The organism is Bacillus sp. Medicinal_06, from assembly GCF_056711665.1.
Genome location: NZ_JBWYHD010000006.1, coordinates 1 through 18,723 on the forward strand (window position 1 = coordinate 1; position 18,723 = coordinate 18,723).

Here is an 18,723-nt window from a genome sequence, read left to right on the forward strand (position 1 = left end):
ACGCGGCGTTGCTCCGTCAGACTTTCGTCCATTGCGGAAGATTCCCTACTGCTGCCTCCCGTAGGAGTCTGGGCCGTGTCTCAGTCCCAGTGTGGCCGATCACCCTCTCAGGTCGGCTACGCATCGTCGCCTTGGTGAGCCGTTACCTCACCAACTAGCTAATGCGACGCGGGTCCATCCATAAGTGACAGCCGAAGCCGCCTTTCAATTTCGCACCATGAGGCGCAAAATGTTATCCGGTATTAGCCCCGGTTTCCCGGAGTTATCCCAGTCTTATGGGCAGGTTACCCACGTGTTACTCACCCGTCCGCCGCTAACTTCATAAGAGCAAGCTCTTAATCGGTTCGCTCGACTTGCATGTATTAGGCACGCCGCCAGCGTTCATCCTGAGCCAGGATCAAACTCTCCAATAAAGTTTGTCTAGCATCTAAAATAAAAATTGACGTTTCACGTTGTTTGTTTCGTTCAGTTTTCAAAGAACTCGTTTGTCGCTCATTTGCGACTTCCTTATGTTAACATCTTCGTTTTTCGATGTCAACTAAGTTTTTTAATTTCTTTTTTTCGCTTTCTGCCGTTTCGCATCAGCGACGGTTATTAATATAGCATGTAGAAAAATGAAATGCAATACTCTTTTTAAACTTTTTTATAAAAATAGCCAAGTTTCTTTATTAACCTCATATACTTAAATAAAATAGCCATTTTCACCCTATCCAATTACTACATATATTCTAAAAGCTAACACCTCATTTGGCAGGAAATCATAACCCCGTTGTTAAAAAGCTTAAGTTATAAATGCATATTGTACTCATTTATTATCGCTACATTGCATTGAACAAACTTATAAGGAGGAATATACATATGGACTATACCGATTTACTAATCAAGCTAGGTCTCTCTGCCATTTTAGGATTCGCTATTGGTTTAGAACGTGAGTTAAAGAGAAAACCACTCGGTTTAAAAACTTGCTTAGTCATTTCCATTATTAGTTGCCTCCTTACCATTGTTTCTATTAAATCAGCTTATACTTTACCTCATACAGACCATATAAACATGGATCCACTTCGCCTTGCAGCTCAAATAGTTTCAGGCATCGGCTTTTTAGGTGCTGGCGTTATTTTACGAAGAGGTAATGACAGTATTGCAGGATTAACTACCGCTGCTATGATTTGGGGCGCTTCGGGTATTGGAATTGCTGTTGGGGCTGATTTTTATCTTGAAGCAATTTTCGGCATGTGTTTCCTTATGATTAGTGTCGAACTTATACCATTAACAATGAAATTTTTAGGTCCTAGGTCATTCAGACAGCGAGATATTACCGTCAAACTAGTCGTACGCAATATGGATAACATCCCTATTGTTATTGAAGAAATACAAGAAATGGACATAAAAGTAAAGAACATAAAACTCAAAACACTAGAAAATGGCTCCCACTTTCTACACCTTAAATTATCTGTTGATCAAAAAAAGCATACAGCTGATGTTTATTATACCTTGCAGCATTTCGAAAGCGTTCAGCAAACAGAAGTTGAAAGTATGTAACACTTTCTATATAACGTTAAACGACTCTCTAAAATAGAGAGTTTTTCTTTTTTTCAAAATGGTAACAATGTAGCTATACAAAATGAGGAGGAATATAAATTTGAATTCACGTACCAATATAATAGATGTATTTCGAGACTCCATTATTTTTCGTTTAGTTACCTTCATTATCGTACTTATTACTGTGTTTGGTTTTCTAATATACAAATTAGAACCGAAGTATTTTTCTACATGGTTTGATGGTATATGGTGGGCGATTGTCACCACATTTACTATCGGTTACGGTGATTACGTCCCGCACACACCTGTAGGAAAACTCATCGGCATGCTCCTTATTTTACTAGGAACAGGATTTTGCTCCTATTATATGGTGCTATTCGCTACTGAAATGATCAGTAAACAGTATATGAAAATTAAAGGAGAAGAAGCGGCTTCTTGTCATGGCCATATGATTATTGTGGGGTGGAATGAACGCGCCAAACATGTAGTAAGTCAAATGCATATTTTACAACCAACCCTTGATATCGTGCTCATCGATGAAACACTTTCTTTGCTTCCAAGGCCGTTTCACCATCTGACCTTTATTAAGGGGTGTCCACATCACGATCAAACTTTGTTAAAAGCAAATATCAAGACTGCCCATACCATTTTAATAACAGCAGATAAAGAAAAAAACGAAAGCTTAGCTGATACACAATCGATTTTAAATATTTTAACTGCGAAAGGATTAAATCCAACTATCCATTGCATTGCCGAACTACTTACTTCTGATCAAATTCAAAATGCAACAAGAGCTGGAGCAACAGAAATTATTGAAGGGAATAAGTTAACAAGCTATGTCTTTACTGCGTCCCTTTTATTCCCTTCCATTTCAGGTGTATTATTTACACTTTATAATGAAATCTCAGAAAGCAAATTACAACTAATGCCCGTTCCTGCATCCTATATTGGAAAAACTTTCGAAGTTTGCAGTAACCTGCTTTTAAAACAAGATACTTTACTATTAGGTATACAGCGTGATGAACAATATCACATCAATCCTGTTCATTCTTTTATTACTATTGAAAGTGACGTCTTTATCGTAATTAAGCATTGATAAGATGCTGCTCTAGCTCTTTTACCAATACCTTTCCAATATCAACATATTTTCGTTTTATATCGCCATCTGCATCTTTCGGTTCTGCAAATTGATCTAATCCACTTGTCCCAGCTGCAAGCGTATTTACTTGATCATCAAGTTCGTCTTGATATACATGTGAAAGAAGATACGGTGTTTCAAGACGAACTATTACCCCTGGTACATCAAGTTCTCCTTCCACTGCTGTAAATGGTACTCGTAAAAACTGATAACCATCTTCCTCATCTATTTTATAATCGAAGCATCCTTTGTCATAATCCCAATTGCCACCGATGCTATACCCAAGTGGTTTCAACGTTTCCTCTAGCTTAAAAAGAGCATATGTATGACCTTCTAAATTTGATTGAATCGGAATCAATCTATTCATCCTTTCTAGACTTTTTCCTTAGCATGCCCGTTCCGATATGAATATATCGGCGGAACTAACATATATATCATATCGATTTACCAACAACATCTGACACTTCGCCTTCCACATTTAGACCATAAAAAAACTGTTGGGGGATCTTCCCAACAGTTTTTTTTGCTACATCGGTTCTGAGCAAGCCGCTTCCGCTTTTCTTCTGTCCAGCTTCAATGGCTAGAATGGTCGGTGGCTTCGCTTCTTCCGCCGAGGCAAACTACGCCTCTATGTCTGAAGCTCCATCCCCCTCCCATTCTGAGCAAGCCGCTTCCGCTTTCCTTCTGTCCAGCTACGCCTCCTAGTCCCTTCCGTCTAAGAACCTTCCGCACGAGAAAGTAAAAACACTTTCTGTACGGAAGGTTCTTAGCCATCGGGCCTAAACAGTCGGCTTCGCTTTTCTTATTTCAAACGTTCTTCTAATTCTGCTTTTAGTTCTTCGAATCCTGGTTTACCAAGTAGAGCAAACATGTTTTTCTTGTATGCTTCTACACCTGGTTGGTCAAATGGATTTACGCCTAGTAAGTAGCCGCTCATCGCACATGCTTTTTCGAAGAAGTATACAAGGTAACCGAATGTGTACTCATTTAATTCTGGAATGTTTACGATTAAGTTTGGTACTCCGCCATCGCTATGTGCAAGTAATGTACCTTCGTATGCTTTTGTGTTAACGAAGTCTACTGTTTCACCAGCAAGGTAGTTTAAACCATCTAAATCGTTCTCATCTAATTCGATTTTTAGTTCATGTGTAGCTTTTCCTACTTTAAGAACTGTTTCAAATAAGTCACGACGTCCTTCTTGAATATATTGACCTAATGAATGCAGGTCAGTTGAAAAGTTTGCTGAAGATGGGAAAATACCTTTTTGATCTTTTCCTTCACTTTCGCCAAATAACTGTTTCCACCACTCAGCAAAGTATTGAAGTGCTGGCTCATAGTTAACAAGCATTTCGATTGTTTTTCCTTTGTTATATAGAGCATTACGTACAACTGCATATTGGTAAGCTGGGTTTTCTTCAAGCTCTGATTTTGCAAAGTCATCATGTCCAGCAGCTGCACCTTGCATCATTTCTTCAATATTTAAACCGCTCACTGCAATTGGTAATAAACCAACTGGTGTTAATACAGAGAAACGACCGCCAACATCATCTGGAATTACGAATGTTTCGTATCCTTCTTCGTCAGCTAATGTTTTTAAAGCACCACGCGCTTTATCAGTTGTTGCATAAATACGTTTACGTGCTTCTTCTTTACCATATTTCTCTTCTAATAATTTACGGAACAGGCGGAATGCAATTGCAGGTTCTGTTGTTGTACCTGATTTTGAAATAACGTTAATGGAGAAATCTTTACCTTCTAATACATCCATTAAATCTTTCATGTAAGTGGAGCTAATGTTTTGTCCAACAAATAGCACTTGTGGAGTTTTGCGTTGTTCTTTAGAAAGCGTATTATAGAAAGAATGGTTTAACATTTCGATTGCTGCACGTGCTCCTAAGTAAGAACCACCAATACCTACAACAAGTAAAATGTCAGAGTCATTTTTAATTTTCTCTGCACTCTTTTGAATGCGAGCAAATTCTTCTTTGTCATATTGAAGCGGAAGCTCTACCCATCCAAGGAAATCGTTCCCAGCCCCAGTTTTTTCATGGATTGCATGATGTGATACTTTTACTGCATCACGTAAATACGTTAGTTCGTGTTCACTGATGAACGATAACGCTTTAGAATAATCGAACGTTACATGTGTGCTCATCTTTTTCCCTCCAATTATGTATATGTATTTCTGTATTCACTTTAGCGAAACTGAAGTTGTAAATCAAGCAATTGGAGAATTGTAAACGTCACCAATATATATTTTTTTTTAAAAGTTCATTTTTTGCATAAAAATTCGCACTTTTCGGTATAGATGTATATACATCCTATAATGGATATTTTTTATGTATAAAAACTACACAAGACAACCATTCTATAAAAGAGTTAAGTTGTATAAGGCGCACTTCCATTTTCGGATTTCGCTTTATATCCACCAAGGTGGATTCTTACTACTCACATGCACTAAAAGCTTGCTTATGCTTCAAATTTAAGGAGGACTATTCAAGATGAGTACTTTACAACGTATTGCATTAGTATTCACTGTAATTGGTGCCGTCAACTGGGGACTGATTGGATTCTTTCAATTTGATTTAGTAGCAGCTATCTTTGGCGGACAAAATTCAGCACTTGCACGAATCATTTACGGTATCGTTGGTATTTCCGGGCTTATCAACCTTGGTTTATTATTTAAACCATCTGAAAATCTTGGAACACACCCGGAAACACGTGAAGTTCGATAATAAACAAGTATACTTCGCGTTCCTTATCCGACATACGAATATGATTGCATGCAATCATATTTGCTAATATATATCATAACCAAGTAAAAGAGGATCGCTGTTTAGCGATCCTCTTTTACTTGGTTAACTGTGATTCTTCAATCCACTCTGTTAACTTTTCGCGAAGCGTATTAAACCCTTTATCAGATGGCTTTGGTACGATGATTCTTCCTTGCTTGCGCTTTGCTGCTTTTAACGATAAACTCATTTTTCTGTGTTCTTCATCAATTGAAAGTACCTTTACTTCTACCGTATCTCCGACCTTTAAAAAGTCATGAATATCTTTCACATATCCATTTGTAATTTCAGATATATGCACAAGCCCTTGCGTTTCTTGATCCAGCGCTACAAATGCACCGTAATCTTGAATTCCAGTTACTTTCCCTTTTACAACCACTCCTGTTGTGTATTGTTCTGACATATGAAACACTCCCATACGTTTACCATTTTCTCTGCTCTTTGCAGATTGCAGTAAAAGTACCCACCTCAAAATTCAGACAAATATAGCTACGCGAAGTGAGTAACTGCTCATAAATACGCGATTGGTGAAAGCATACTCTCAAGCAAACAAAATATATCACTCAAGAAAAACTTCACTCTATATTAGTAAATTATACCACCAGCTCCTCTTTCATTCAAAATCCATGAAAAAGTTTCCTTTAGTACGTATAATTTTCAAATATTGGGATAGAATACTAACACATGGCTTTCTAGTATTCCCCCCCTTTTATGGACAAAACGTATTCTGTTTTGTCCTTTTTTTATTTTCAACAAATCGTTGCATGCGCTTCATCGCTTCCATTAACTGCTCAAGCGAAGTTGCGTAGGAACAACGAATAAATCCTTCACCGCTCTCACCAAATACACTTCCAGGTACAACTGCTACTTTTTCTTCTAACAATAATTGTTCTGCAAATTCTGCTGAGGATAACCCTGTTGAAGAAATCGAGGGAAACACATAAAAAGCTCCTCCTGGCACATGGCATGTTAAGCCCATTTCGTTAAACGATGTCGTCATAAAATTACGACGTTTTTTATAACTGTCTCTCATTCGAATGACTTCATCATTCCCAAAGCGAAGCGCTTCCAATGCTGCAAACTGTGACATCGTCGGTGCGCACATCATTGAATATTGATGAATTTTCAGCATTAATTCTGAGAAATGTACAGGAGCCGCAATCATTCCAAGGCGCCATCCCGTCATCGCAAATCCTTTTGAAAATCCTGAAATTAAAATTGTATGGTCACGCATATTTTGAATGCTTGCAAAACTCGTATAGGCCTCGTCATATACAAGCTCTGCATAAATCTCATCCGATAATACAATGAGATTATACTTTTCCACGATTGTCGCTAACTTTTCTAATTCATCTCTGTTTAAAAGTGCTCCCGTTGGATTATTTGGAGAGCAAAGTAAAATAGCTTTTGTTTTTGTTGTAATAGCTGCTTCTATTTGCTCCGGCTGTACTTTAAATGCCGATTCTAAAGAAGTTGCTACTGGAACAGGCACTCCCCCAGCTAATGTAACCAGTGGTGCATATGATACAAAGCTCGGTTCGATGATGATCACTTCATCGCCTGGATTTACAATGGCGCGCATCGCAACATCTAATGCTTGGCTCGCTCCAACCGTAACAATAATTTCTTCATTTGGGTCATACGAAACATAAAATTGCTTTTGAAGATACTTTGCTATTTCTTGACGCAACTCCAATAATCCTGCATTTGCAGTATATGCTGTATATCCTTCCTCTAACGAACGAATACATGCTTGCCTTACATGCCATGGTGTAACAAAATCCGGCTCTCCCACTCCAAGTGAAATAACACCTTTCATACCTGCCGCTAAGTCAAAAAACTTACGGATACCGGATGGTTGTAAAGATTCTGCTGCTCTTGATAGTTCAAACTGCTTCATGGTGCCACCACAATTCGTTTATCATCATCCGTTTTGTCATAAATAAGTCCCTCATGTTTATATTTTTTCAAAATAAAATGAGTTGTTGTTGAAACAACCGATTCAATCGTTGCTAATTTTTCCGAAACAAACGTTGCTACTTCAGCCATACTTTTCCCTTCTAGCGTAATAGAAAGATCATATGTCCCTGACATTAAATAAACCGATTTCACTTCTGAATAACGGTAAATTTGCTCAGCAACTGCATCGAATCCAACTCCATGCTTCGGTGTAACTTTTACATCAATCATCACAGTTAAACCGCTATGTTCTTTTACTTTTGTCCAATCAATATGTGTAACATAATCCACAATGATTTTTTCTCTTTCTAATTTCTCAATCATTTCTTTTACTACTTCTGCTTCTATATTTAACATTTTCGCTAATGTTTTTACGGATAAACGACTATTTTTTTCAAGACAAGCTAACAATTCTAATTCTTTTTCAGTCACCATATTCCTCATCCTTCCTTTTATTTGTTTTTAAATTATACAGATATCCTTTTATGTTTGAAAAGAAGATTTTTTTAGAGAATTATGTAAAAATAAAAAAGAAAGGGGCTGAAACCGTGAAGCCAAAAGTATATATTGCTGATCGCGTTCCAAAATTTGTAGAAACATATATCTCTGAGCATTGTGAATATGAAAAATGGGATAGTAGCGAGAAGATACCTCGTGAAGTTTTATTAGAAAAAGTAAAAGATAAACATGGCTTACTTAACTTTGGTGCAAAAATTGACGAAGAGTTGTTACAAGCAGCTCCTTACTTAAAAGTTGTAAGTAACATTTCTGTTGGCTATGATAATTTTGATTTAGAAGCGATGAAGCGTAAAAATGTAATTGGAACAAATACTCCATATGTATTAGATGACACTGTTGCCGATCTTGTTTTCGCTCTTATGTTATCAGCAGGACGCCGCGTATGCGAACTTGATTCTTATGTGAAACAAGGGAAATGGGACGATGAAATTAAAAAAGAACATTTCGGGTTAGACATCCACCATAGTACAATCGGGATTATTGGAATGGGGCGAATTGGAGAGGCTGTTGCAAAACGAGCAAAATTCGGATTCGATATGAACATTCTTTATTATAACCGTCGCCGTAAAGAAGAGGCTGAACAAAAATTTGATGCCACATATTGTGATTTAAACACGCTATTAGCGCAATCAGATTTTATTGTCCTTCTAACTCCATTAACAGAAGAAACATATCATCTCATTGGAGAAAAGGAATTTTCATTAATGAAAGAAACAGCAATTTTCATTAATGCTTCCCGCGGGAAAACAGTCGATGAGGCTGCATTAATTGAGGCCTTGCAGCAAAAGAAAATCTTTGCAGCAGGTATCGATACATTTACACAAGAACCAATTGAAAAAGATAATCCACTCTTATCTTTAACAAACGTTGTTACTTTGCCCCATATTGGATCTGCGACATTAAAAACAAGACACGAGATGGCAATGACAGCTGCAAAAAATCTAGTGGCTGGGTTAGAAGGGAATACGCCGCCTAATATTGTGCGTGGATAAAGTGAAACTTTAATCGGTCGGGGGTCTTCATCTTCCCACCGATTATTAGCCTTTACCAATTGAACTTTTGAGGAATAAAACTAAATTATAAAAAAGGCAAGATGGATCATCCTCCATCTTGCCTTTTTTTGTTAACATAAATCTTTTTCTACTAGGAGATGATATGAAAAAAAACAATGGAGTGAAAGAAAATGAAACATGAGATAGAGCATCCTTACTTCACTTTTTCCACTCGCGGTACTACTGTTCATTACGAGTTATATGAACACCAAAGTAAAGAGGAAAAACCAACTTTTGTACTCGTTCACGGTTTTCTATCGTCCTCATTTAGTTACCGGCGGCTCATCCCATTGCTTGTCAAAGAAGGAACCGTTGTCGCACTTGATTTACCACCGTTTGGAAAAAGTGATAAATCAAATCAATTTACATATTCCTATCGTAATTTAGCAACTGTAATTATTGATTTAATGGAACATTTAGCATTACAAAACATCGTGCTAGTTGGACATTCAATGGGCGGACAAATCTCACTCTACGTCAATCGCCTACGTCCCGATTTAATTACAAAAACAATCTTACTATGTAGCTCAAGCTATTTAACAAGGGCAAAGTTTCCGCTCATCTACTCTTCCTATTTACCATTCTTTCATTTATACGTAAAAAATTGGATTATAAGAAGGGGCATTGTTCATAATTTAATGAATGTCGTCCATGATCACTCTTTAATTGATGATGAAATGATGGAAGGTTATGCTGCTCCCTTTTACGATAACCGTATTTTTCCTGCTTTAACGCGAATGATTAGAGATCGGGAAGGGGATTTATCGTCAGCAGAATTACGAAAAATCGAAACACCAACTTTACTCATTTGGGGCGAAAAAGACCGTGTGGTTCCTGTTCATGTCGGGCACCGATTACACGGTGACTTACCAAACTCTAAATTTATTTCATATAAAAATACAGGACACTTACTACCAGAAGAAAAACCAGAACATGTATATGAAGAGATCATGGCATTTTCAGCACAGTAATATTCATATATCGATTGCCACGTACAACATGCATTCCTAAAAAAGGCTGTCGAAACACCCGACAGCCTACAATGAACAGCTTCCACCTTCTTTTAGTACAAGTAATTCCTCTGCTAACTTCTCGCATTTTTCGATAGCTGGTACTTCTTCAAACGACATGAAATAAATGTGTTGTATTTTTTTCGCAATATATTTCGGATCATCAAACGCGCTTACCACGTACACAACATCACTTGCTTCTGTTTCATAAAATTCTGGTCCCATTTGAAAGGGATCCCAGTTCTTCACCATTTCCACCATCTTTTCATATACACCCATCTACTTCCCGCCTTTTCCACTTTTTAAATCTTTTCTTTATCGTATCATATCAGCTATGCTAGAAGAAGTAAGGAACTTTCACAAAACCATGAAGGGAGCAAAAATATGCAGCAATTTCATAAAACTGTAAATCGTCGTGGGACCCATAGTGTGAAGTGGGATACATACGAGAATGAAGAACTATTACATGCATGGATTGCCGATATGGATTTTCCGATTCCAGAGCCAATTCAAATTGCACTACAAAAACGTCTTGAACATCCTATTTTCGGCTATACAATACCGCCAGAAGAGATTACCAATACAATTTGTCACTGGACAAAAAGCCAATACAATTGGGAAATAAAAAAAGAGTGGATTGTATTTAGTCCAGGTATCGTTCCGGCTCTTAGTACAAGTGTGCAAGCTTTAACAAATGAAAATGATTCTGTGCTTGTACAACCACCTATCTATCCGCCATTCTTTGATATGGTCATAAAAAATCAGCGTCATCTATGTGAAAACCCGTTACATTTGCAAAATGGTTTCTACACAATGGACTTTGAACATTTAGAAACACAGTTTAAGCAAGGTGTAAAACTCATGCTTCTTTGCAGTCCGCATAATCCTATTGGACGCGTCTGGACAAAGGCTGAACTTACACAACTTGGAGATTTATGTGAACGATACAATGTAACCGTTGTCACGGATGAAATCCATGCCGACATTATTTTCTCAGGTCATACCCACACACCATTCGCTTCTTTATCTAAATCATTAGCGGCGCGTACCATTACTTGTATGGCACCAAGTAAAACATTTAATATTGCGGGGTTACAAGCATCCATCGTTATTATTCCAGATCAAAGGATTCGGGATGCTTTTACATCTGTGCAATACCGCCAAGGTTTTCATGGACTAAATATATTTGCTTATGTGGCAATGCAAAGTGCCTATACAGAGTGTAACGAATGGTTAACAGACATCCGTTTATATATGGAAGAAAATGCTCAGTTTGCTCGTGAATTTATTGAAACGCATATCCCTGCACTTTTTGTCATTCAGTCAGAAGGCACTTTTTTACTATGGGTTGATTGCTCTTGCCTTGGACTCTCTCAAGAAGAACGCACAAAGCAACTTGAAGAAAAGGGCAAAATTATTGTGGAACCAGGTGAAAAATATGGAACAGGTGGAAGGCAGCACATTCGTATTAATATCGGTTGTCCAAGAAAGCAACTTGAAGAAATACTGCGCAGACTGAAGTATACATTTTCATAATCAACTAAAGAAGCTACCTTTTCGAAGATAGCTTCTACTTTTTCTTGGCGGCTGCTGCCTTTTCTACAATGACACCACAAGCAATTCGATTCCCTGCATTTCCAGCAGGCTGCGACATTCCATCATCAGGCTTTTCCGTAATAATGATAGATGCACCATCTTTTCGATGAAGCGTTGTTTTTCCTTCTTCAAGTGATACATTCGGCGCCTCAATTTCCGCTTCAATCGTGCCTTTATCATCTGCAATTACATTCGGCAAATCACCATTCTCTGCACCTTTTGGATTCATAAGTCCGTGTTTCTTTTTCTCATCTAAATTAAAATGATTACCAGCTGATACAAAATGAGGTGCTTTACACTCCCCCATTTCATGAATATGTAATCCATGAGCTCCCGGTTTGAATCCTTCTGCCTTAATAGATATTTTCACACCACTTGTTTCTTGTTTCACTTTCGCTGTACCTACTTTATCACCAGAGGCGTTATGTAATTTCACCTCGATTTCTTTTGGGTTTCCTTTATCGCAACCTGTCATAAGAAACAGCAAACAACACCCAAATAAAAGCTGTTTTTTCATCACAATTCCCTCCAAAATACATTCTGCCCTTAGATTGTCCGAGCATAGAGGGAAACATACCACACGAAATTACTGTTTCTTCTCAGCTAATAACTTCTTTTCTACCTTCTGTAAACGTTCAGCTTCTCTCTTTGATACGCGAATAAACATGCGCCATGTTGCAATTGCACCGATGATAAATAAAACACAAACAATCCCGGGAATAATGTATTCCGTTTTATCTTCTGGAAAATATAATGGCATCATAAAAAAATCACTCCTTTATTTTTTCTATAGCCTGACTATATTCAATAAATCCCACGTCAAAATACATCTATACCTGTGAATTCATCGATGCATATGATGCATACCTTCATCACTTTAACTCATCAGAATTTTCTGTCACATTTCAAATTATAACATTTCTTACACACAAATTCATTCCCCACCAAATGATTTCTTTGACTCTCCCTTGCTCTTTCCTTACTATAAAATTGAGGTGAAAAATATGAGCGAAACATTCCAAATTGGTGATATCGTTACTGGCATTTACAAAACAGGAAAATATATCGGCGAAATTACAAACAGCCGTCCTGGGAGCTACGTTGTCAAAGTATTAGCTGTTTTAAAGCACCCTACGCAAGGCGATTTACATAATGTGAAACAAGCCGATGTACCATTTTTCCATGAACGACGCGCTTTAGCTTTTCGCGAACAAACCAATATTCCGCAACCAATGGTGAGAAAATATGAAGGGGATATCCCTGATTATAAAGAATCTCTGAAGGCGGCATTAGAAGCACAAATGAATATATTTTCGGAAGATGATTCTCCTTTTGCACAGCGTAGTTTGCAAACACTCCAGCAATTAAAACAAGATTACAAACTGTAAAAACAAAACGACCAAATTACACAGTTTGTAATTTGGTCGCTATTGTGTACTCACTTTCTTTAACACTTTCGAAAAGTCGATAAGCTCCCCTAAAGTCGGTGGAGATGGCTTTACTAAATATTCTTTGTCCTTTTCGACCAGCTTAAAAATATTATAAGTCGTCATCGCATCATCAAGCGCACAATGATGCTTTCCTGTTCCTACTTTCCCGTATGCCTCAATCGCTTTCCATAATCCAGTTTGATTCCGTTCTCCAAAGAAACGTTTATACTCGAGAGATAAATCTCGGCATTGTCCTGAAAAAGGGAACGCTACACCTACAGCCTCACAATTATGCTTCAGTACTTTCATATCCATATTGCCCCACGTGACAATCGTTGTTTGACAACGCTTTTCATATTGGACAAGCTTTTCGACAAGTTCCAAAAAAGAAATCCCTCCGTCTACCGCTTCCTGTTTAATCCCTAGAAATTTTTTGCACCGCTCTGTTAAACATGAAAAAGTTTCCGGCCTTACATAAGATGAATACGTATCTTCCACTACACAATCCACAACTGATACGAGTCCTACCTCAATAATCTCCGGAAAAAATCCCTTTGGCTTTTTCCTATTTTGTGGCATCGTGAACTCGAAATCTAAAAATAAAAATTGTTTTTCATCCATACGATCCCTTCCTTATCATTTCGTCTACTTTCTCCTCCTACACGAACATTCTCGAATGCTAATCATTCAGATTGGATGTATCTTATGTATATGTCAAATAACCGCAAATATTTTCAAAAAGGAGAAAAATTCATTTCCATAGAAAATATGACAAAACAAACCCTTTCATTTACATCCGACATTTTTCTACTTTATAATGGCTTTAAGTGTGTTTCTTCCAAAAATTTATGACACACTAAGAAAAGTTACCCGAAAGGAGATGGAATTTTTGCACGAAACAACGCAAGAAATCGCAAACTGGCAATATTACTTTGCAATCGCAGTCTTTCTAATTACATATGCCATTATCATTTCAGAAAAAATTAACCGTGCTGTTATCGCACTTCTTGGTGCAGCACTTATGGTAATAGTAGGTGTTGTTGATTTACACAATGCTTTTACAAAACATATCGAGTGGGGAACAATTACGCTACTGATCGGTATGATGATTTTAGTTAACATCACGAGTAAATCGGGCGTGTTCCAATATGTCGCGATTAAAGCTGCTAAACAAGCACAAGGAAATCCAATTAAAATTTTAATTTCTCTTTCTTTACTTACCGCACTTGGTTCCGCATTTCTAGATAACGTAACAACTGTACTTCTTGTTGTTCCTGTTACTTTATCTATTACGCGCATTTTACAAGTAAATCCTGTTCCATATTTACTTTCTGAGATTATTTTCTCAAATATTGGGGGAACAGCAACATTAATTGGTGACCCACCAAACATCATGATTGGTTCTGCGAATAAGCACTTAGATTTTAATGCTTTCTTATTCAACTTAGCACCAATCGTACTTATCATTATCGCTGTGACAGCAACAATGATTTATTTTATGTACCGCAAGCAGCTCATCGCTGATCCTGTACAAGTTAAAAAATTAATGAGCTTAGATGAAAAACAATACATTAAAGACCCTGTATTAATGAAAAAATCTTTAACAGTACTTGTTCTTACAATTATCGGCTTCATGACTCATTCTATTTTCCACATTGATGCAGCGGTAATCGCATTAACAGGCGCTACTGTACTTATGCTAATCGGTGTAAAAGAACATGAAATCGAAGAAGTATTTGCTCACGTAGAGTGGATTACCATTTTCTTCTTTGCTGGTCTATTCGTACTCGTTGGTGGACTCATTGATATTGGACTCATTAAAATGCTAGCTCAAAAAGTAATTAATTTAACAGGCGGAGATATTTCTTATGCATCTATCCTGATTTTATGGGTATCTGGTATTGCATCAGCAACGATCGATAACATTCCATTCGTTGCAACAATGATCCCTCTTATTAACGATATGGCAGTCGGTCTTGGTCTATCACCTTCTGATGCACAAATCGATGTACTATGGTGGTCATTAGCATTAGGAGCTTGTCTAGGTGGAAACGGAACATTAATCGGTGCTTCCGCTAACGTAATCGTAGCAGGAATCGCAAGCCGTGAAGGACATAAATTTAGCTACATGGAATTCTTAAAATTCGGTTTCCCGATTATGATCGTTTCATTAATTATTTCTCACATTTATATTTATCTGCGTTATTTAATGTAGAAATAAAAAGCGGCAGTGGCTCGCAAACAAAGAAGGGCTATCGTTGCAACGATAGCCTTTCTTTTTCATATATCGGTGATTTTTTCAATATATCGACCGTTTCTTCACATATATCAGCGATTTTTTCAATATATCAACCATTCGACACAACATATCGACTGTTCGACAATGTTCAACAGAACACCTTAATTAAATCCTAATATTTCGTTGGCTCATTTCGAATTAAAAACAAATGAATCGGAAGAAAAATAGAACATGTTATCACATGAATAATCGTAAATAATACCGAGTTCGTACCATACCGGTCCAAAATGGCATATACCAAATAAATTGACAGAACAAGCGAGACTCCTGTTGCTAGCACACTTATAATCGGAACAAAATTTAAAATAAAACATAGAACATATATCCCAAATACTTTCCACCCTGCCTCTTCTTTCAAAAATCCAGGCAACTTCTCCCTTGCCAAATCCCCCCATACTTTACTATTTAAAAAAGGAATAAAAGCAAGAACACCATCATTAGCACCATCATCTTTCGCCATCGTATAAAGTGCAAATGCCGTTAATATATACGCAAGGATACCCCAAATTACAATAATTAAAATAAAAGTAAAACTAAGCGCTAAAAAACCAGCAAATATACCTTGATCTTCCATCGCTCCCTCTCCCTTCTACTCTCATCATATTTTTTATATCCATTTCCAATCACTTCTTTATATAATATGAATAAGAAGCCTGAAAGGAGAACGATTTTATGCATCCATTTGTAAAAGCCTTACAGCAACATTTCATTGCACATCAAAACCCTGAAAAAGCAGAACCAATGGCTCGATATATGAAAAACCATTTTCCATTTCTCGGTATTCAAACACCGGAAAGAAGAAAGCTATTACGTGAAGTCATACAAGTACATACACTTCCAGACAGAGAGGAATTTCAAATCGTCATTCATGAACTTTGGTCTTTACCAGAACGCGAATTTCAAGCCGCCGCTCTCGATTTATTACAGAAATATAAAAAACATCTCGATAAAACTCACATCCCCTTTTTAGAAGAGCTCATTATAACAAAGTCATGGTGGGATTCCGTTGATGGTATCGTCCCTACATTCTCAGGAGACATCTTCCTGAAATATCCAGATGCCATTCCTACCTATATTCCGAAATGGATCGCTTCAGAAAATATATGGTTACAGCGTGCTGCAATCCTATTTCAACTCAAATATAAACAGCAAATGGATGAAGCACTTCTCTTCTCGGTTATCGGACAGCTTAAGTCTTCAAAAGAATTTTTCATTCAAAAAGCAATCGGTTGGGTACTTCGTGAATATGCGAAAACGAGCCCAAATGTTGTATGGGAATACGTCCAAAACAATGAACTCGCTCCTTTAAGCAAACGTGAAGCGATTAAGCATATTCGTGCAAAAATGAGTGTCCCTTCAGAATAAAGAGTAGTAAAATAGGCGAGACTCTATCATAAATACAATCGTTCTTCTATTGTGATTTAAAAAAGAACATGATAGAATATGGTCATTATTATTAAATATAGTAGCGATGACGGACTTATAAGTACTTGCACAAAAAGCGATTCAGGGACAGTGAAAGCCTGAAAAAGCAAGGAAACGGCAGTCTCGAGCAATACGTGATAAAGTGGATGCGTGTTTACACACATCAACTAGGGTGGAACCGCGGGTATATACAAGCTCGTCCCTAGGCATAAATGCCTAGAGACGAGCTTTTTTGTATTTAAAAGCGGAAGCGGCTTGCTCAGAATGTGAGGGGGATGGAGCTTCTGACATAGAGGCGCTCTTTGCCTCGGCGGAAGAAGCGAAGCCACCGAACATTCTAGCCGCTGGAGCTGGATACCCTTAAAAGCGGAGGTGGCTCGTTCAGCTCTGACTGGCTAAGGTTCTTTCACACAGAAAGTGCTTTTTACTTTCTCGTGTGAAAGGTTCTTAGACACGAAGAGCTTGCCACCGGAGCTGGATACCCCTAAAAACGGAAGCGGCTTGCTCAAGAAAGCGCCTGCTCAACAAGTACACTCTGTCATCGCCAATACGTTAACTTTTAAAAGGAGGATTTTAATATGTATTCAATGGAACAAGTTGTAAACTTAGCAAAGCATCGTGGTTTTGTTTTCCCTGGTTCTGAAATTTATGGTGGTCTTGCAAACACTTGGGATTACGGTCCACTTGGTATCGAATTAAAAAATAACGTAAAAAAAGCTTGGTGGAAAAAATTCATTCAAGAATCTCCATACAACGTTGGTTTAGACGCAGCAATTTTAATGAATCCAAAAACTTGGATCGCTTCTGGTCACGTTGGTAACTTTAACGATCCAATGATCGACTGTAAAAAGTGTAAAGCGCGTCATCGTGCTGATAAATTAATCGAAGATGCTTTAGATGCAAAAGGCATCGAAATGATCGTTGATGGTCTTACTTTCGATCAAATGGCTGACTTAATGAAAGAACACGAAGTAAAATGTCCAGACTGTGGTAGCCAAGAGTTCACAGAAATCCGTCAATTCAACCTAATGTTTAAAACATTCCAAGGTGTTACTGAATCTAGCACAAACGAAATCTTCCTTCGTCCTGAAACAGCACAAGGTATTTTCGTAAACTTCAAAAACGTACAACGCTCTATGCGTAAAAAGCTTCCATTTGGTATTGGCCAAATCGGTAAAAGTTTCCGTAACGAAATCACGCCTGGTAACTTTACATTCCGTACACGTGAATTCGAACAAATGGAACTTGAATTCTTCTGTAAACCAGGCGAAGAACTAGAATGGTTCACATTCTGGCGTAACACTTGTAAAAACTGGTTACTATCACTTGGTATGAACGAAGAAAGCATGCGCCTTCGTGACCACGGTGAAGAAGAATTATCTCACTACAGTAACGCAACAACTGATATTGAATTTAAATTCCCATTCGGCTGGGGCGAACTTTGGGGCGTTGCATCTCGTACAGACTTCGACTTAAAACGTCACATGGAACATTCTAACGAAGACTTTAACTATATCGATCCACAAACGAACGAGCGTTACGTACCATTCTGCATCGAGCCATCTCTTGGCGCAGATCGTGTAACATTAGCATTCTTATGTGATGCATATGAAGAGGAGCAATTAGAAAACGACTCTCGTACAGTTCTTCGTTTCCACCCTGCTTTAGCACCATATAAAGCAGCTATCTTACCATTGTCTAAAAAGCTATCGGAAGGCGCTGGGGAAGTATTCGCAGAACTAGCAAAAGACTTCATGGTAGATTATGACGAAACTGGTTCTATCGGTAAACGCTACCGTCGTCAAGACGAAATCGGTACACCATTCTGTATCACATATGACTTCGACTCTGTGGAAGACAAAGCTGTTACAGTACGTGACCGTGACACAATGGAACAAGTTCGTATGCCAATTAGCGAATTAAAAGGCTTCTTAGAGAAGAAAATTCAGTTCTAATTATGGAAA

Annotated in this window: 20 protein-coding genes, 1 rRNA gene and 1 pseudogene; 11 read left to right on the forward strand and 11 right to left on the reverse strand. The window is 37.8% G+C overall.

What is annotated here, in order from left to right:
• Positions 1-413, reverse strand: a 16S ribosomal RNA gene (locus AC1M36_RS15530); the annotation flags it as partial.
• Between the two features lie 445 nt (positions 414-858).
• Between AC1M36_RS15530 and AC1M36_RS15535 the strand changes: the two genes are divergently transcribed.
• Positions 859-1,539, forward strand: coding sequence for an MgtC/SapB family protein (locus tag AC1M36_RS15535; protein ID WP_336453492.1), 681 nt, complete (start codon positions 859-861; stop codon positions 1,537-1,539).
• Positions 1,540-1,621: 82 nt separating this feature from the next.
• The gene (locus AC1M36_RS15540; protein WP_431612908.1) at positions 1,622-2,635 is read left to right on the forward strand and encodes an ion channel; all 1,014 of its coding nucleotides are present in this window, start codon (positions 1,622-1,624) and stop codon (positions 2,633-2,635) included.
• On the opposite strand, the gene AC1M36_RS15545 is transcribed toward AC1M36_RS15540, so the two are convergent.
• Together AC1M36_RS15545 and AC1M36_RS15550 are read right to left on the reverse strand one after the other, a co-directional pair.
• Positions 2,625-3,035 (reverse strand): YugN-like family protein, encoded by a 411-nt coding sequence (locus AC1M36_RS15545; protein ID WP_336453490.1) that lies wholly within the window; start codon positions 3,033-3,035, stop codon positions 2,625-2,627. The genes AC1M36_RS15540 and AC1M36_RS15545 overlap by 11 nt on opposite strands.
• A 444-nt stretch (positions 3,036-3,479) precedes the next feature.
• Positions 3,480-4,832: a glucose-6-phosphate isomerase gene (locus AC1M36_RS15550; RefSeq protein WP_336453489.1), complete on the reverse strand. Its 1,353-nt coding sequence runs from the start codon at positions 4,830-4,832 to the stop codon at positions 3,480-3,482.
• Between the two features lie 346 nt (positions 4,833-5,178).
• On the opposite strand from AC1M36_RS15550, the gene AC1M36_RS15555 reads away from it, so the two are divergent.
• Entirely contained in the window at positions 5,179-5,412 is a 234-nt protein-coding gene (locus AC1M36_RS15555; protein ID WP_336453488.1) for a DUF378 domain-containing protein, read from the forward strand.
• Positions 5,413-5,527: 115 nt separating this feature from the next.
• Here AC1M36_RS15555 and yugI read toward each other — a convergent pair whose 3' ends face one another.
• From yugI to AC1M36_RS15570, 3 genes are all read right to left on the reverse strand, one after another.
• Positions 5,528-5,872, reverse strand: a complete 345-nt coding sequence (yugI, locus tag AC1M36_RS15560; RefSeq protein WP_174103759.1) for a S1 domain-containing post-transcriptional regulator GSP13 — start codon at positions 5,870-5,872, stop codon at positions 5,528-5,530.
• Positions 5,873-6,178: 306 nt separating this feature from the next.
• Complete coding sequence (locus tag AC1M36_RS15565) at positions 6,179-7,369, reverse strand: aminotransferase (protein ID WP_336453487.1); 1,191 nt, start codon at positions 7,367-7,369, stop codon at positions 6,179-6,181.
• Positions 7,366-7,863, reverse strand: coding sequence for an Lrp/AsnC family transcriptional regulator (locus tag AC1M36_RS15570; protein WP_336453486.1), 498 nt, complete (start codon positions 7,861-7,863; stop codon positions 7,366-7,368). The genes AC1M36_RS15565 and AC1M36_RS15570 overlap by 4 nt, the downstream gene beginning before the upstream one ends.
• Before the next feature lie 113 nt (positions 7,864-7,976).
• Between AC1M36_RS15570 and AC1M36_RS15575 the strand changes: the two genes are divergently transcribed.
• Both AC1M36_RS15575 and AC1M36_RS15580 read left to right on the forward strand, forming a co-directional pair.
• Complete coding sequence (locus AC1M36_RS15575) at positions 7,977-8,939, forward strand: 2-hydroxyacid dehydrogenase (protein ID WP_336453485.1); 963 nt, start codon at positions 7,977-7,979, stop codon at positions 8,937-8,939.
• A 191-nt stretch (positions 8,940-9,130) separates the two neighbouring features.
• Positions 9,131-9,970, forward strand: a complete 840-nt coding sequence (locus tag AC1M36_RS15580; RefSeq protein ID WP_336453484.1) for an alpha/beta fold hydrolase — start codon at positions 9,131-9,133, stop codon at positions 9,968-9,970.
• Between the two features lie 66 nt (positions 9,971-10,036).
• Here AC1M36_RS15580 and AC1M36_RS15585 read toward each other — a convergent pair whose 3' ends face one another.
• Positions 10,037-10,288, reverse strand: a complete 252-nt coding sequence (locus AC1M36_RS15585; protein ID WP_336453483.1) for a DUF1871 family protein — start codon at positions 10,286-10,288, stop codon at positions 10,037-10,039.
• 105 nt (positions 10,289-10,393) lie between these two features.
• Here AC1M36_RS15585 and AC1M36_RS15590 point away from each other — a divergent pair, with 105 nt between their 5' ends.
• Positions 10,394-11,545 (forward strand): MalY/PatB family protein, encoded by a 1,152-nt coding sequence (locus AC1M36_RS15590; RefSeq protein ID WP_336453482.1) that lies wholly within the window; start codon positions 10,394-10,396, stop codon positions 11,543-11,545.
• 34 nt (positions 11,546-11,579) lie between these two features.
• On the opposite strand, the gene AC1M36_RS15595 is transcribed toward AC1M36_RS15590, so the two are convergent.
• Both AC1M36_RS15595 and AC1M36_RS15600 read right to left on the reverse strand, forming a co-directional pair.
• The gene (locus AC1M36_RS15595) at positions 11,580-12,122 is read right to left on the reverse strand and encodes a superoxide dismutase family protein (RefSeq protein WP_336453481.1); all 543 of its coding nucleotides are present in this window, start codon (positions 12,120-12,122) and stop codon (positions 11,580-11,582) included.
• A gap of 69 nt (positions 12,123-12,191) precedes the next feature.
• On the reverse strand, positions 12,192-12,368 hold the full coding sequence (locus AC1M36_RS15600; protein WP_174103747.1) for a hypothetical protein: 177 nt from the start codon (positions 12,366-12,368) through the stop codon (positions 12,192-12,194).
• Positions 12,369-12,609: 241 nt separating this feature from the next.
• Between AC1M36_RS15600 and kapB the strand changes: the two genes are divergently transcribed.
• Complete coding sequence (kapB, locus tag AC1M36_RS15605; RefSeq protein WP_336453480.1) at positions 12,610-12,993, forward strand: kinase-associated lipoprotein KapB; 384 nt, start codon at positions 12,610-12,612, stop codon at positions 12,991-12,993.
• A 39-nt stretch (positions 12,994-13,032) separates the two neighbouring features.
• On the opposite strand, the gene kapD is transcribed toward kapB, so the two are convergent.
• Positions 13,033-13,656, reverse strand: a complete 624-nt coding sequence (gene kapD, locus AC1M36_RS15610; protein ID WP_336453479.1) for a 3'-5' exonuclease KapD — start codon at positions 13,654-13,656, stop codon at positions 13,033-13,035.
• A gap of 268 nt (positions 13,657-13,924) precedes the next feature.
• Here kapD and AC1M36_RS15615 point away from each other — a divergent pair, with 268 nt between their 5' ends.
• A complete protein-coding gene (locus AC1M36_RS15615) occupies positions 13,925-15,250 on the forward strand; it encodes an ArsB/NhaD family transporter (protein ID WP_336453478.1) in 1,326 nt (441 codons plus the stop codon).
• Between the two features lie 196 nt (positions 15,251-15,446).
• Here the strand turns inward: AC1M36_RS15615 and AC1M36_RS15620 are convergent, their stop codons facing one another.
• Positions 15,447-15,908 (reverse strand): hypothetical protein, encoded by a 462-nt coding sequence (locus tag AC1M36_RS15620; protein ID WP_336453477.1) that lies wholly within the window; start codon positions 15,906-15,908, stop codon positions 15,447-15,449.
• Between the two features lie 98 nt (positions 15,909-16,006).
• Between AC1M36_RS15620 and AC1M36_RS15625 the strand changes: the two are divergent.
• The 3 genes and pseudogenes from AC1M36_RS15625 (at position 16,007) to AC1M36_RS15635 (ending at position 18,714) form a co-directional block, all read left to right on the forward strand.
• Positions 16,007-16,731: pseudogene (locus AC1M36_RS15625) on the forward strand (DNA alkylation repair protein).
• A 260-nt stretch (positions 16,732-16,991) separates the two neighbouring features.
• Positions 16,992-17,123, forward strand: coding sequence for a hypothetical protein (locus tag AC1M36_RS15630; RefSeq protein WP_431612909.1), 132 nt, complete (start codon positions 16,992-16,994; stop codon positions 17,121-17,123).
• A gap of 214 nt (positions 17,124-17,337) precedes the next feature.
• Complete coding sequence (locus AC1M36_RS15635) at positions 17,338-18,714, forward strand: glycine--tRNA ligase (protein ID WP_336453476.1); 1,377 nt, start codon at positions 17,338-17,340, stop codon at positions 18,712-18,714.
• Positions 18,715-18,723 lie beyond the last annotated feature (9 nt).

What these genes read in the sequence shown, in the direction of transcription:
- AC1M36_RS15590 (WP_336453482.1), top strand. Translation starts at nt 10,394, where the DNA reads ATGCAGCAATTTCATAAAACTGTAAATCGTCGTGGGACCCATAGTGTG.
- kapB (WP_336453480.1), top strand. Translation starts at nt 12,610, where the DNA reads ATGAGCGAAACATTCCAAATTGGTGATATCGTTACTGGCATTTACAAA.
- AC1M36_RS15585 (WP_336453483.1), bottom strand. Translation starts at nt 10,288, where the DNA reads ATGGGTGTATATGAAAAGATGGTGGAAATGGTGAAGAACTGGGATCCC.
- AC1M36_RS15595 (WP_336453481.1), bottom strand. Translation starts at nt 12,122, where the DNA reads ATGAAAAAACAGCTTTTATTTGGGTGTTGTTTGCTGTTTCTTATGACA.
- AC1M36_RS15565 (WP_336453487.1), bottom strand. Translation starts at nt 7,369, where the DNA reads ATGAAGCAGTTTGAACTATCAAGAGCAGCAGAATCTTTACAACCATCC.
- AC1M36_RS15570 (WP_336453486.1), bottom strand. Translation starts at nt 7,863, where the DNA reads ATGGTGACTGAAAAAGAATTAGAATTGTTAGCTTGTCTTGAAAAAAAT.
- AC1M36_RS15635 (WP_336453476.1), top strand. Translation starts at nt 17,338, where the DNA reads ATGTATTCAATGGAACAAGTTGTAAACTTAGCAAAGCATCGTGGTTTT.
- AC1M36_RS15555 (WP_336453488.1), top strand. Translation starts at nt 5,179, where the DNA reads ATGAGTACTTTACAACGTATTGCATTAGTATTCACTGTAATTGGTGCC.
- AC1M36_RS15535 (WP_336453492.1), top strand. Translation starts at nt 859, where the DNA reads ATGGACTATACCGATTTACTAATCAAGCTAGGTCTCTCTGCCATTTTA.
- kapD (WP_336453479.1), bottom strand. Translation starts at nt 13,656, where the DNA reads ATGGATGAAAAACAATTTTTATTTTTAGATTTCGAGTTCACGATGCCA.
- AC1M36_RS15580 (WP_336453484.1), top strand. Translation starts at nt 9,131, where the DNA reads ATGAAACATGAGATAGAGCATCCTTACTTCACTTTTTCCACTCGCGGT.
- AC1M36_RS15540 (WP_431612908.1), top strand. Translation starts at nt 1,622, where the DNA reads ATGAGGAGGAATATAAATTTGAATTCACGTACCAATATAATAGATGTA.
- AC1M36_RS15600 (WP_174103747.1), bottom strand. Translation starts at nt 12,368, where the DNA reads ATGATGCCATTATATTTTCCAGAAGATAAAACGGAATACATTATTCCC.
- AC1M36_RS15620 (WP_336453477.1), bottom strand. Translation starts at nt 15,908, where the DNA reads ATGGAAGATCAAGGTATATTTGCTGGTTTTTTAGCGCTTAGTTTTACT.
- yugI (WP_174103759.1), bottom strand. Translation starts at nt 5,872, where the DNA reads ATGTCAGAACAATACACAACAGGAGTGGTTGTAAAAGGGAAAGTAACT.
- AC1M36_RS15550 (WP_336453489.1), bottom strand. Translation starts at nt 4,832, where the DNA reads ATGAGCACACATGTAACGTTCGATTATTCTAAAGCGTTATCGTTCATC.